This is a genomic window from Cutibacterium avidum 44067 (assembly GCF_000367205.1).
GTDB lineage: Bacteria > Actinomycetota > Actinomycetes > Propionibacteriales > Propionibacteriaceae > Cutibacterium > Cutibacterium avidum.
Genome location: NC_021064.1, coordinates 144,904 through 157,889 on the forward strand (window position 1 = coordinate 144,904; position 12,986 = coordinate 157,889).

At 64.0% G+C, this 12,986-nt stretch carries 13 protein-coding genes and 1 tRNA gene; 5 read left to right on the top strand and 9 right to left on the bottom strand.

The window, feature by feature from the left end; translation table 11 throughout:
• Positions 1–32: 32 nt before the first annotated feature.
• Entirely contained in the window at positions 33–509 is a 477-nt protein-coding gene (locus PALO_RS00665; protein WP_002514506.1) for a cupin domain-containing protein, read from the bottom strand.
• A gap of 234 nt (positions 510–743) precedes the next feature.
• Between PALO_RS00665 and PALO_RS00670 the strand changes: the two genes are divergently transcribed.
• Entirely contained in the window at positions 744–887 is a 144-nt protein-coding gene (locus PALO_RS00670) for a hypothetical protein (protein ID WP_036910121.1), read from the top strand.
• Here PALO_RS00670 and PALO_RS00675 read toward each other — a convergent pair.
• Positions 884–1,333 carry a hypothetical protein gene (locus PALO_RS00675; RefSeq protein ID WP_021107954.1) on the bottom strand — a complete coding sequence of 150 codons (450 nt, stop codon included), beginning with the start codon at positions 1,331–1,333 and terminating at the stop codon, positions 884–886. The genes PALO_RS00670 and PALO_RS00675 overlap by 4 nt on opposite strands.
• A 384-nt stretch (positions 1,334–1,717) precedes the next feature.
• On the opposite strand from PALO_RS00675, the gene PALO_RS00680 reads away from it, so the two are divergent.
• From PALO_RS00680 to PALO_RS00690, 3 genes are all read left to right on the top strand, one after another.
• Complete coding sequence (locus tag PALO_RS00680; RefSeq protein WP_015582037.1) at positions 1,718–2,725, top strand: nucleoside hydrolase; 1,008 nt, start codon at positions 1,718–1,720, stop codon at positions 2,723–2,725.
• A 126-nt stretch (positions 2,726–2,851) separates the two neighbouring features.
• Positions 2,852–3,199: a PadR family transcriptional regulator gene (locus PALO_RS00685; protein WP_004809351.1), complete on the top strand. Its 348-nt coding sequence runs from the start codon at positions 2,852–2,854 to the stop codon at positions 3,197–3,199.
• Positions 3,196–3,888 (top strand): DUF5808 domain-containing protein, encoded by a 693-nt coding sequence (locus tag PALO_RS00690; RefSeq protein ID WP_004809349.1) that lies wholly within the window; start codon positions 3,196–3,198, stop codon positions 3,886–3,888. The genes PALO_RS00685 and PALO_RS00690 overlap by 4 nt, the downstream gene beginning before the upstream one ends.
• Before the next feature lie 175 nt (positions 3,889–4,063).
• Here PALO_RS00690 and PALO_RS00695 read toward each other — a convergent pair.
• The 3 genes from PALO_RS00695 to PALO_RS00705 form a co-directional block, all read right to left on the bottom strand.
• Positions 4,064–4,134, bottom strand: a tRNA-Gly gene (locus PALO_RS00695).
• A 72-nt stretch (positions 4,135–4,206) separates the two neighbouring features.
• Positions 4,207–4,830, bottom strand: a complete 624-nt coding sequence (locus tag PALO_RS00700; RefSeq protein ID WP_041709907.1) for a hypothetical protein — start codon at positions 4,828–4,830, stop codon at positions 4,207–4,209.
• A gap of 55 nt (positions 4,831–4,885) precedes the next feature.
• A complete protein-coding gene (locus PALO_RS00705; protein WP_231097188.1) occupies positions 4,886–5,458 on the bottom strand; it encodes a hypothetical protein in 573 nt (190 codons plus the stop codon).
• Positions 5,459–5,694: 236 nt separating this feature from the next.
• Between PALO_RS00705 and PALO_RS00710 the strand changes: the two genes are divergently transcribed.
• Positions 5,695–8,091: an immunoglobulin-like domain-containing protein gene (locus PALO_RS00710; RefSeq protein ID WP_015582039.1), complete on the top strand. Its 2,397-nt coding sequence runs from the start codon at positions 5,695–5,697 to the stop codon at positions 8,089–8,091.
• A gap of 342 nt (positions 8,092–8,433) precedes the next feature.
• On the opposite strand, the gene PALO_RS00715 is transcribed toward PALO_RS00710, so the two are convergent.
• The 4 genes from PALO_RS00715 to PALO_RS00730 form a co-directional block, all read right to left on the bottom strand.
• The gene (locus PALO_RS00715; RefSeq protein WP_015582040.1) at positions 8,434–9,948 is read right to left on the bottom strand and encodes a succinyl-CoA:acetate CoA-transferase ScpC; all 1,515 of its coding nucleotides are present in this window, start codon (positions 9,946–9,948) and stop codon (positions 8,434–8,436) included.
• A 275-nt stretch (positions 9,949–10,223) separates the two neighbouring features.
• The gene (locus PALO_RS00720; RefSeq protein ID WP_004809337.1) at positions 10,224–11,018 is read right to left on the bottom strand and encodes an aldose epimerase family protein; all 795 of its coding nucleotides are present in this window, start codon (positions 11,016–11,018) and stop codon (positions 10,224–10,226) included.
• A gap of 16 nt (positions 11,019–11,034) precedes the next feature.
• Positions 11,035–11,892 (bottom strand): phosphoserine phosphatase SerB, encoded by an 858-nt coding sequence (gene serB / locus PALO_RS00725; RefSeq protein WP_015582041.1) that lies wholly within the window; start codon positions 11,890–11,892, stop codon positions 11,035–11,037.
• Between the two features lie 64 nt (positions 11,893–11,956).
• On the bottom strand, positions 11,957–12,958 hold the full coding sequence (locus PALO_RS00730) for a class I SAM-dependent methyltransferase (RefSeq protein WP_015582042.1): 1,002 nt from the start codon (positions 12,956–12,958) through the stop codon (positions 11,957–11,959).
• Between the last annotated feature and the right edge of the window lie 28 nt (positions 12,959–12,986).

Below are 12,986 nucleotides of genomic sequence, written 5' to 3' on the forward strand. Positions count from 1 at the left end.
GACGACGGCCCGGTCTGGACGGATGGTATTCCTCAGGCGTGCAGATCGTCAGCGGTCTTGTCGGGTTGGACGCTCCACTCCGGTGGGACGTCGGCTCCGGACTTCTCGTCCTCCTCAGCCTTGGCGGCGGTCTCCTGGACGATGCCCGGAGTGTGGTGAACCGGGGCGTAGATGGCGTAGACCTGCATCGGCTCGTCGCCGGTGTTGATGACGTCGTGCCAGGTGCCGGCCGGGACCTGGACGGACCAGCCGTCGCTGACGTCCTGCTGGAAGTCGAGCTGATCCTCAGCCGGTCCCATGACGCAGCGACCCTTGCCGGAGTCCAGGCGCAGGAACTGATCGGTGTCGGGGTGGGCCTCCAGGCCGATGGACTCTCCCACCGGGATGGACATGAGCGTAACCTGCAGGTACTTACCGGTCCAGGCGGTGGTGCGGTAGTTCGTGTTCTCCTTCGTCGCGGTCTCGATGTCGAAGGCGTTCGGTTTGGGGCCGTTGTCGTTGATCTTCATGGCCAACGCTTCCTTTCCTGGTGAGATTCGTGCTGCGGGTGTGGGCCAGTGACCGGTCGCGCCGATCGGATTGGTATCTGCAAGGCAGTCATTGCCTCACAATCTCGATGGGTCCAGCCTATGTGGCCAGTGTGGCCAGACTATCCTGCCCACCCAACTGACGACATGTTCGACAATTCTAAGGGATCCAGGCCTCTCCAGAGGAGAGTACGTGCTGTGCCGGCCCACTTCGACATGGAGATCCACGACGACGAGTTCCAGCCCGGCGTTCTCGCGGACAAGCAACCGGCGGTCTCCGACGTCCTGAGCACCTGGCGTGAGAGGTACAAAAGGCCGCCAGGGAGGAGTCTCGGCGCTGTGATCATGGCGAGGGGCTAGGACTTCTTCTTCCGGGTGTCCCGGATCCCCTGGATGAGGATCGCGAGGATCCCGATCACCATGACCCACGCCATTTCCCCGACGGCGCCGTACCACGGCTGGACGAGGGCGGTGAGGGCGAGGACGATAAGAGCCCACGCGGCGAGGATGGGCGTCAGGATGAGCAAACGTGCAGCTCGCGTCTGGCCCGGTTTGCCTCCGCTGCGGGGGAACATTCGGTTCTCGCCAACCAGTTCCAGCAGGATCTCGCCGGGGATTCCGATGAGCAGGACTCCGACGAACATCCTCAGCGACCAGCGCCAACCGATGAAGATCGCCACGATCGCGAACACCACAGCCATGCAGACCGTGAACGCGACGGTGCCCGCAAGGATCCTCTCAGCGCGGGACGGTTCCTTCTCCTCGACGGTCATGACTTCCTCACACTCGCTCGCCAGCATCGTCACGCACGTGGCTGACGACCTGCTCCGACAAGGCCAAGTGTCCTCCAGGAAGGCTAACGACCAAACCGAGGGCTCCAGGCCGGACCGGGGATGCTGCAAGACATGTCAGCGGACATGGGGATCAGTTGCACCGAATCCGTCGCCTCCTATCTCGGTGAGGGTTCCGAGGCCGACGCTGGTTCCGATACGGATGATGAGATCCATCCAGTCGATCATGATCCTTCCAAGATTCGGGCCGGGCGGTGCCAAGGGACAGTGAAATGTGTGGCATGTACCCGATGGACAATGAAGGGGGCAGGACACGCGGACGCGGATGCGCGAGTCTTGGGGTAAAGGCGCTCTGGCCAGCCCGAACAGCCTCAGCAAAAGGTGAGGTGGGACGACTCAATGGTCAGTGGTGCGGTGGAGGGCCTCTATTCTGACGCCATGTCCACACGTTCCTTGCCGGTTCTGATCGATTGCGACCCCGGGATTGACGATGCGTTCGCGCTGGCCTACCTGGCGTGCCGCGACGACGTCGAGACCGTCGGGGTGGTGACGACAGCTGGCAATGTCGGTCAGGACGACGTGCTGCGCAATGCCCTGGGGCTGACCGAGCTGCTCGGGATGGATGCCCCGGTGGCGCGTGGGGCGGACGCGCCCCTCGTCGAGCCGGTGATGACCGCCGAGGAGACCCATGGACCCCACGGTTTGGGGTATGCCCAGCTGGGGGACTGCGGACGTGACCCCGATGGGCGCAGCGGTGCGCAAATGTGGGTGGATCTTGCCCGGAAATACCCCGGCGAGCTGGTCGGCATCGTCACCGGGCCGCTGACGAACCTCGCGCTGGCGCTGCGGGAAGAACCGGAATTGCCGCAGTTGTTGCGGGGGCTGCACGTCATGGGTGGAGCGATCAATCATCGTGGCAACACCGGCCCGACGAGCGAGTGGAACATCGCGGTGGACCCGGAGGCCGGCCATGAGGTGTTCGAGGCATGGGGGAAGGCGTCCAAACGGGTGGTGCTTGGGGCGTTGCAGGCCACTGAGGTCATCCGTCTCGACGAGAGGGATCGTCGGGCTGTGGAGGAGCTAGGGGAACATCCGGTTGTGAAAGTCCTGGCCGACGCGCTGAGGTTCTACTTCGAGTTCCACGAGGCTGACGGGTTGGGATGGTGTGCATACTTGCACGACCCGCTCGTCGTCGCCAACGCGGTGACCGGGAGGTTTGCGACGACGCGGCCACTTGCCGTCGATGTCGAGCTGACCGGGACGCTCACCCGTGGTCAGACCGTGGGTGACGAGTTGGGGCGGTGGGGCAAGGAGCCCAACGTCGACCTGCTGTGTGACGTCGATGCCGAACGGTTTATTGAGCACCTTATCTCGACGTTGTGGGAGGGGCTGGGCGCCGGACGCTGAGATCAGGTGGCGTTTGGAACGAGCGGTCTGACGGGCCTCTTGTAAGAGCAGGCGGGATGCCTCATTGGACTACATTGCAATGCAAGGTACAGTGTTATCCAAGCTACTTGGTTGAGGAGGAAAAGCGTGGCGGAACGACAACTGCGCAAGGGCGCGCTCGAACTCGTCGTCCTCGGGTTGCTGGCGAGCAAACCGTCCTACGGAGGGGAACTCGTGGACAGGCTCGAGAACGAGACGGATCTGGGCGTGTCCCAGGGGACGCTGTACCCGTTGCTCAACCGACTGCGTCGCGGTGATCTGGTTTCGACCGAGTGGCAGGAGTCGCCGTCAGGGCCTCCGCGCAAGATCTATCGCCTGACTGCCGCCGGTCGAGGCCACCTGACAGAGCTCATCGATGAGTGGTCGCGCATCGCAGCCGCCGTCGACCGTGTCACCAACGACAACCACAACACTTCTGGCAAGGAGAGATCATGAACCTCTGGACTCGAGACGATGATGGCGTGCGTAGCCTGTTCGGCATCCCCATCGGTGCGCCGTGGGGGAGCGGCTCCCGCATCGCGCTGCGCGGTTTCGAACCTGAGAACCCGCACCTGCTGGTGCCTCGAGCCGTGGGCATCGGATGGGATCTCAATCTGGGCGCCGTCGCCGTGCGCCTGGGGCTCATCCGCCCCGACGACTCCCTACCCGACCTCAACGAATACGTCCCCGAGAAACTTCGACGTGGTCTGGTGGCAGCGCCGTGGGTTGGGGCCGGTCTCGCCAGCAGCATGACACTCGGATTCGTCAAGGCTGACCGGGTGGCGACGTCGTGGTCCCTCGGTGGCAAACCCAACCGATATACGGGTGGTGTGATCGCAACCCTAATCACTGCCGGAGCCACCACGGCGGCAGCCCTCTACCCGCGCTGGGTCGGGAAGGAGGATGGAGCTGACATCGCGGCGACGGCCCAGGCCATGGGGATCCAGACCGTCATCATCATGGCCAATCTGGCTGCCCGCAAAGAGATTCGTCGTCCCGGGAGCCGTCAGCCCCTCGCGGTTGTCGGAGCAATGCTGGCGCCGGTCGTCATGGGTGGAGTGCTGGTCGGAACGGTCAAGGTCGCGCTGGACGGGGTCGCACAGGCACTCACACAAGGCGGGAAGGCGCGTCAGTTCGGGGAGTGAATGCGTCACATAGGATTCCACCGTGAAGTACCTCCGATCCGCAGCTGCGATCTCAGCATCCTGCTCATCGCAGTCGCGGTGGCGAGGTCCTTCAACTAGTTCATCCCGGTGGTCAACAACACCATGGTCGCCATCCTCGCCGTCGAGGTCATCACCGGAAAAGGGGCATGAAGAGAGCGGGCGACGGGAATCGAACCCGCGTGTCCAGCTTGGGAAGCTGGCGCTCTACCATTGAGCTACGCCCGCATGTCTCCCAGGGAGACTCGTCATAGCTTAGCGTACTTCGTCAGATCAGTGCGACTCACCCCGCCGGGCCAGTCAGTAATGCTGCGGAATGCGGCCGTAGATGACCGGGGCATCGAGGCGGCGGGTCTCGGGCGGCTTCGGACGCTGCGAATCCATCCACCGGCGCACCGACGGCAACCAGACGATGACACCGGCGGTGACGAGGAACGGCATTCCGATCCACGCCACCCAGTTCAGGGTCACGGCGGCACATCCGACCACGACGCCACCGATGGCGCCCCAGCGCACCCAGGGACGTCCCAGCCAGGTGTTGACCGCGAGGATTCCCGGCATGGCCACCATGCCCCCGGCGATGCACATCATCGCGGTCGCCAGCAGTACTGACGCCAACGATCCCGGTCTCGGATGGGTCCACGTCATGAGGTGGGTCGCCTGGATGAAGGTGCGCATGTGGATCGACTGCCACCACGCCACCAGGAGGGCAACTGCAGCAGCCACGGCTGCGACGTAGTACAGACCAGCTGCGATGTGCCCCAACGTGGCCGAGGTTTTCGCCTGAGTCTCCAGGTCCTCCGGGGGAGGAAGGGTGCCGATCGTCGCGGCACTGGTACGCACCGGCTGAGTCTCCTCTACGCGCGCCGACGCGTCTCCCGGCTCTGCATGGCGGGGCTGCGGGTCTGCGGGCTGTTCGATCACGATCCTCCTGACGGTGTGGCACCAAGCCTAACCGCACCTGGCGACGCAACCATGATCACGGATCGGGGACGTCGATCGGGAAGTCCTTGCATGACGACCGGCCCGATGTGGAAGCCGTCGTCGTGACGTGCATCGACGTCGTCGATCCAGTCGACATCATGGTGAATACGGCTCCGGACTCGTCGCTCGCGTGGACCGTCGTGCCGTCCACCTGCTGCTCGAAGAATCCCACCTCGTCGAGGCGATCCTGCACGGAGTCGGCGATGTCACCCTCCCAGTGCGAGGCCTTGAGCAGAGGTTCCAGTCCCTCGTCAGTCGTCCACGTCACGGACCTGTATGCGCACTTCGACCCGGACGGCGTGAACCCGACCTTGCTGTCGTCCAGGCGCCAGGGATGCTCAGGATCACGGAAGGTCCCGGTGAGCTCGACGAGGACGCTCTCATACGTCACCGAGGCATTCTCGGCCGTCACCGAGGGGGTTTTGGCGGGGGAGGGGGCAGACGACGTCGGCGCGCTTGCTGCCGGAGTGCTCGCCTGGCTCGGGGCATCCCCGTCCGAACAGCTGGTCATGGCGATGACGACCGCGCTTGCGACAGCGATGCGCACCGGAACTTCACGTGTCCTCACGGTCGATCATGGTAGGTGGTAGCTGTGAACCCAGCAATCAATCCACAGTCCTCGGACAGTCGCGAAATCCGCTTGTCAGGCGGATCTACCGAGTAAGGTGTGACGCTGTTCACGAAGGTTTCATCCACTCGTTGCCGAACCGTGGCCTGCTGTGGCCGTCACGTTCAGACCCCTCCTTGACGATGATCAAGCAGGCAAGGACCGTCTGCACACGTCAACCGTGAGGACATTCAAACATGGATTTCGTGTCACAGTCACGTACCAGGAATGCCGGCGCGTTCCTACTCGCGGCGGCCGTCACCGTCGCGTCGATGGCCGGTTTCGCGCCGGCCTCGCAGGCCGTACCGGAACCGAAGACCCTGCTCACCCCCGACACGACCTGGACCTACCTCGACGACGGCACCAAGCCGTCCGACGGTGCGGCCTGGGCCACCACCGGTTTCAAACCTGGATCCAACTGGAAGGCGGACGCCGGCAAGTTCGGCGCCAAGCGCGGCAAGCTCGCCCCACTTAGCGACGAGCACGCCCCGACCGTCCTGCTCAACCAGTACCTGCCCGGCACCGAGGACGACGTCCCGGGATTCTTCTTCCGCACCGAGGTCGACCTGACCGCTGACGAGGCCAGGAACACCGCCCTGTCCGGGGTCCTCAGCTACGACGACTCGGTCACCGTCTACGTCAACGGCAAGCGCATTGCTGGTGCTGACGACGAGGACGTCAAGAGCTGGAACTCCTACGGCGGCTCCAACAAGTCCGCCCCCAAGACCTTCAGCCTGGCTGAGGCCGCCATCAAGGGCTCGCCCTTCGTCAAGGGCAAGAACATCATCGGTGTCGAGGTCCACAACGGCCGCGCCGAGAGCTCTGACGTGTGGTTCTCCGTTGACGAGGACGTCGTCCTGCAGCCTGCCGCCCAGGTCCCCAAGATCAAGGAACTGTCAATGCAGATCGGCAGCGACCAGCATGATCGCATCTTCACCTGGGTCTCCAACGAGGCTGAGCAGGAGCGTCTGCAACTTGCCGTCGCCCCGGCCAAGGAGGACGACGCCTTCCCGACCAAGCTTGTCGCCGACGTCCCCGCCACCACCTCCACCATCGACAAGGCGCAGTTCTCCGACTACGTCTTCCATCGCAGCGACGTCAAGGGTCTCAAGCCCAACACCAAGTACGTCTACCGCGCCGGATCCGAGCGTGGCTGGAGCAAGACCTACTCCTTCACCACCGACTCGATGGACCCGAACAAGGACTTCACCTTCCTCATGGTCGGTGACCCCCAGATCGGTGCCAGTGGTCGCTACACCAAGGACCCCAACATCCACGGTGACTGGTGGGTCAAGACCATGGAGCGCGCTGGGAAGGCCTACCCGAACTCGTCGATGCTGCTGTCCCTGGGCGACCAGATCAACGGGTTCACCGACTATGACGTCCTCGGAACCCAGTACGAGAACTTCTACCGTCCCGACATCCTGCGCACCCAGCCGCTGGTGACGACGATCGGTAACCACGACATCTCGCCGATCTACGAGAACTTCTTCGGACGCCCCAACGTTGACAAGAAGTACGGTGCCGGCAACTCCGAGCAGGCCAACGGTGACTACTGGTTCAAGTTCAACGGCATCCTGTTCGTGAACATCAACTCCAACGACCTCAACTATGACGGCCCCAACGGCCACATCGAGTATCTGCGGAAGATCGACGCCGAGCACGGCAACGACTCCGACGTACGCTGGAAGTTCGTCATCCAGCACCACAACATGTTCTCCAACGCCTCGCACTCGCGGGACAAGGAGATTCCCGAGTGGCGCAAGCTGGTGCCGGTCGTCTCCGAACTCGGCTACGCCGGCGTCCTCAACGGCCATGATCACGTCTACACCCGCGCCCACCTCATCGACCCGAAGGTGAACCCTGTTGACGGTGATCGCACCGACGAGAAGGCCCTCAACGAGTACCACCCGCAGGACGGCGAGGGGTTCTACCTCACCGCCAACTCCGGCTCCGGTTCCAAGTTCTACGACGAGAAGCCGACCAGCTGGGACGACGTCTACAAGTACGTCGCCGTGCACAGGCAGACGATGACTCCGAACTACACTGCGGTCAAGGTCAACAACGACAAGATCACCTTCACCACCTACGCACAGGCTGTCCGCAGCGAGGGCCCGGTCGAGAAGGTTGACGAGATCACCCTCTACCAGGTCGACAGGAAGGCCCCGACCCTCAGGGGAGTCGAGGACACCATGATCGAGAAGGATGCCACCTTCGACCCGATGGCCGGCGTCAGCGCCACCGACAACCTTGACGGTGACATCGACTCCGCCAGCATCAAGGTGTCCGGAAACGTTGACCCGACCAAGGTCGGCAAGTATCAGGTGACCTACCGCGTGACCGACAAGGCCGGGAACACTGCTACCGTCGTTCGCGACGTGACCGTGGTCGAGAAGGGCCAGACCCCGACTCCGACCCCGTCCCCGAGTGGATCGGCCACACCTTCCCCGAGTGTCCCGGCCACCCCGATTCCCAGTCGTGTCGACAGCGTTCCGAGCGTTGCACCCACCCCTGCTCCCGCCAGCACTGTCGCTACTGGCGGTTCCACCGGCGAGGGGCCCCATCCTGTCGCCCTGCCCCGGACAGGAGCGTGATCGATGACTGATGCGGTGTCGTGAGGGGATTCTCCTCATGTCCCGACCTACACCAAGGATGCGTGTGTAGCAGGCCCGCCCACCTCAGGGTGACCGGGCCTGTGCGTGTCTGACGAAAACCATCATGTCGGGAAGACCCTGGGCAATCCCACTGCTCGGCACCACCCCGAGTTGACGAAAATTGTCGCCGGGGTGGGGTCCGGACATCTGTGGAGCTTGGACCTTCCCCGGGCTGACAAAAATCGTCACTGCGTTTGGCGGAGAGGCAGAGAATCGCGCCAACACACAGTTGCCCCCCCGGATCGGTTGCGATCCGGGGGCAACTGTGTGCGGCTGTGAAGCTCAGTTCTGCTGCATGGTGCCGGTCTCAAGGAACCGGGTGTGCCAGTTGTAAGCCTCGTCGAGCAGATGCGGGGTGTGCTTGAACTTGCAGTCACGCAGTGCACGCTCGTAGTAGTCCATCAGCATCGGACGGTAGTCCGGGTGGGCGCAGTTCTCGATGATCTTCGGGGCACGCTGACGCGGGGCCAGGCCGCGCAGATCGGCGATGCCCTGCTCGGTGATGATGACCATGGCGTCGTGCTCGGTGTGATCGACGTGCGACACCATCGGGACGATCGCCGAGATGGCGCCGCCCTTGGCCGTCGACGGGGACACGAAGGCCGAGATGTAGGCGTTGCGGGTGAAGTCACCGGATCCACCGATGCCGTTCATCATTCGCGAGCCCATGACGTGGGTCGAGTTGATGTTGCCGTAGATGTCGGCCTCGATCATGCCGTTGGCGCCGACGACACCGAGGCGGCGAATGACCTCGGGGTGGTTCGAGATCTCCTGGGGCCGCAGGATGATGTGATCGCGGTAGAAGGCCGCGTTCTCGTTCATCTTGTGCGCGTACTCGGGCGACAGCGAGAAAGCGGTGGCCGAGGCGACGTCGAGCTTCCCGGCATCGATGAGGTCGATCATGCCGTCCTGGATGACCTCGGTGTAGGAGGTCAAATGCTCGAGGTCGGAGTGGAGAAGGCCGTCGAGAACGGCGTTCGGGATGTTGCCGACACCGGACTGCAGCGGCAGCAGGTTCTTCGGCATTCGCCCCTGCTTGACCTCGTTGTCGTAGAAGTCCAGAAGGTAGCCGGCGATCTTGCGGGAGTCGTCGTCAATCGGCTTGAACGGGGTGTTGCGGTCGGGGCCATCGGTCTCGATGATCGCCGCGACCTTGTTCTGGGGGACGTGGAGGAACTTGTCACCGATCCGGTCACCGGGGTGGGTGATCGGGATGGGCACTCGATTCGGAGGAAGCGCGAACCCACCGTAGATGTCGTGCATTCCCTCGAGGTCCTCGGACTGCCACGAGTTCACCTCGATGATGATCTTGTCGGCGACGTCACAGTACACGGCGTTGTTGCCGACCGAGGAGGTGAGGACGACGTCCCCATCCTCAGTGATTCGGGTGGCCTCAATGACGGCGTAGTCGACCTTTCCGAAAAAGCCCTGACGCACCATCATGCCCGACTCCGACAGGTGAATGTCGGTGTAGAAGGATGTGCCGTCGTTGATCTTGTTTCGCATCTGGGGATCGGACTGGTATGGCATGCGCCAGCCGATGCCATCGACGGAGGCGAGGGCGCCGTCGAGTTCGGGAGCGGTCGAGGCTCCGGTGAAGACGTTGACGGTGAACTTCTCGCCGCGATCGTGGGATTCCTTGATGCGCTTGGCCAGTGCGCTCGGAAGTGCCTTGGGGTAGCCCGACCCAGTGAATCCACCGAATCCGATCTGGTCACCGTCATTGATGAGCGCAGCCGCGTCGTCCGCGCTCATCACCTTCTGACGCAGGGCTGCGTTCGCAATCCGCTCTGACATCTGTCCTCCTGCCGCCGTGCGGCTGGTTGTCGGTGACGGTGCACGGCGCTACCCGTGAGCCGTCGAAGAAACACTGTTTCGTTCCCGTTGAATGCGGTCCGAAACGTTGGCAACACTGTATATGGGGGTGCTTGGCGCGGGATGGGGCACCCCTGCTTTTGGGGTCGGAACGGCACTGTCGGTCCATGATGGCTGGCGCGCTCGCACGACTGTGCATGACACGCCTGAGACAGTCCGGTTGGACGTGCATCGGGCCTCTCCAACCGCAACCATGCTCACATTCTCGTGACGGTGATTGTCGTCGTTAGTACGAGGTCGGTGTCGGGGTCGAGGGGGACGGCATTGTCCTTGCAGACGCCGGTCTCGACGCACACGAAGTCGCGCCAGGCCTGAGCCGTCGGGTTGTCGCCGATTCCTGACGAGGAGCGTGGGTTCCAGATCACCGCGCTGGGGCAATTCGTCGTCGTCAGGTGAATTTCGCGTCCCCAGACCGGATCGACGAGGGTCGGGGCCGGCCCGATTCCCTGGATGACGGTGTCGGTGTCCGGGGCCATGACGAGCTCGTCGGCGTCGAAGGATCCCTTGTCACCGGTCGCGAAGTTGTGCCAGTCGGCACCGCGGACTCCCCGGACTCGCGCCTGGTCGGCGTCCCCGACGCGCAGGTAGGTGTGCCACATCCCCTCGACGACTCGGGGCTTCTCGTCGTGGTTGGTGAGAGTGAGCGTCATCTCCAGTGCGGTGTCGGTCATGACCACCTCGTGGCGAATGCCGATTGAGGCGGTCTCAGCGGTTCCGACGACGCGGAAGGGTTCCGCGACCGTCCCCTGGAAGTCGGTGCGGCGGGCCAGGCCGTGTTGGGGATCCTGGTCATTGTTCGGTCCGTGACCAAACCATGGGGCACACAACGGGACACCTCCCCGGATGACCGCGTCGGACTCGTCGGCGTGCTCGGCGTCGAACCAGATGACGGGCTTGCCGTCGGCCTGCCACGCCAGCACCTGGCAGCCGTGATCTGCGACCTGCCATGCGCCGTCATGAGCGGTGTGAAGGGTTCCGGGGAGGTTGGTCATGTCCCCATGATCGTCGTCATCGTTCCCACACTGCGCGAAGTGCGTCGATCCGCTCACAACGGATGGTGTTTCGTGCAGCCTCGACGGCGACGGGCTTGGCGCAGAAGGCGATGGCCAGCCCGGCTGCGGCGAACATATCGAGGTCGTTGGCGCCGTCTCCCACCGCGATCGTTCGCTCAAGATCTACCTCGCTCTTCTCGGCCCAACGACGCAGCCAGGTGGCCTTGGCGGCCCGATCGACGATGTCCCCGACAACCCGGCCAGTGAGGTGGTCGTCGACGATCTCGAGCTCGTTGGAGGCTGAGAAATCGGCGCCGATCTCCGCAGCAAGCGGATTGACCAAGGCCGTGAACCCTCCTGACACCAACCCGACGGCTGCGCCGACCTCGTGCGCCGCGGCCACCAGTTCCGCCGCACCCGGGGTGACGACGGTCGCCTTGCGCGCCTCCTCGAGGGCCCCGACGTGCAGACCCTCAAGACACTTGACGCGCTCGTGAAGGGATTCGGCGAAGTCGAGTTCTCCGGCCATCGCCCGGGCCGTGATCTCGCTGACCTCCTCGGCCTTTCCGGCGCACTCGGCGAGCAGGTCGATGGCCTCGGTGCGCGTGACCGTCGAGTCGACGTCACAGACAATGAGACCGGGCGGCTCGACAGCCAGGGCGCCATGGGGATGCAGGACTCCGGCGCCGGTCTGGGCGGCGAGTTCGCGTACCTGTGTCATGTCGCCCTCGAAGGACATGGCGTACTCGAAGATGTGAGCGGCCCAGTCATTGGTGTGGATGCCGCGCATGCAGGCGGAGTCGGGCCAAAGAAGGGTGCCGGGGGAGCGGAGGCTGGAGCGATCGTCACTGACGAGGATGACGCGAGAACTCATCATGGCACCACGGTAGGTGGGTTTCGGCCCGTCGGGTGAGGGTTCCGCTCCTCGGCATGATCGTCTACCCGCGGACGGTCCGCGTGACGGTGTACTGACGATTCCGCGCGACCTGGCGAGTCGGCCCGACCGTGCGCCGTAGATGGGATGCCCACGGCAGGTGATTGTTGTAGACACACCACAGGCTGCCGCCGGGGCGCAACACGCGAGCGGCGTCGGCCAGCATGGCCAGGGTCGGGGCGTGGTCCTGGGCGGTTCCGCGATGGAAGGGCGGATTGGTGACGACGACGTCGACGCTCTGGTCGGACAGGACGGACAATCCGTCACACCAGTGGGTGACGATGTCGAGTCCGTTCGCCCTGGCGGTGAGACGAGTCGAGTCGACGGCCTGCCAGGAGACATCGGTGGCGTTGACGGTGGCGTCTGGGAGTCTGCGTGCCAGGTGAGCGGAGATGATGCCGTTGCCGCACCCCAGATCGACGACGTCGGTGTTGACGTCGGCCGCGATGGCGTCGAGGTGATCGAGGAGCAGGGACGTTCCGGCGTCGAGGCCGGTGGTGTGGAAGACGCCGCCGTGGGCTCGGATCGTCAGGCCGTTGACGGTGTTGGTGCGTGGCCATTCCCCAGTGACGGCCGGGTGCTCCCGAGGAGACGAGAAGTGCAGCACGCGGGCCTTGCGCACTCCGAGGCTGGCGTGGACGTCGTCGAACCAGCGGGCAGCGACGTCGTTCATGGACCGGGCCATGTGCTTGATGCGTCCGCCTGCGACGATGTGGGCATCGGGTCCGAGGAGTCGCCAGAGAGTACCGAGCAGTTCGTCGAGTTCGTCAAGACTGGAGGGCAGGCCCATCCACACCACCGGGGTGCTGCATTCCTTTGTCGTCAGAGGATTGAGGCGAAGACTCTCCGGGATTGCGGTGAGGTCGCGGCAGTCGTCAGACCACGCCGTGGTGTCTTCGCCGGATACTGGCACCAAGGAAGGGCGACCCAGCACCCACACAGCCGTGGCCAGCGGTGATTCGGCGACGATGAGTTCGTCAACGGGGTCCAGGGTGGCGGTGTCCATGGCGGCAGTCTCCCAGACCACGGGCACG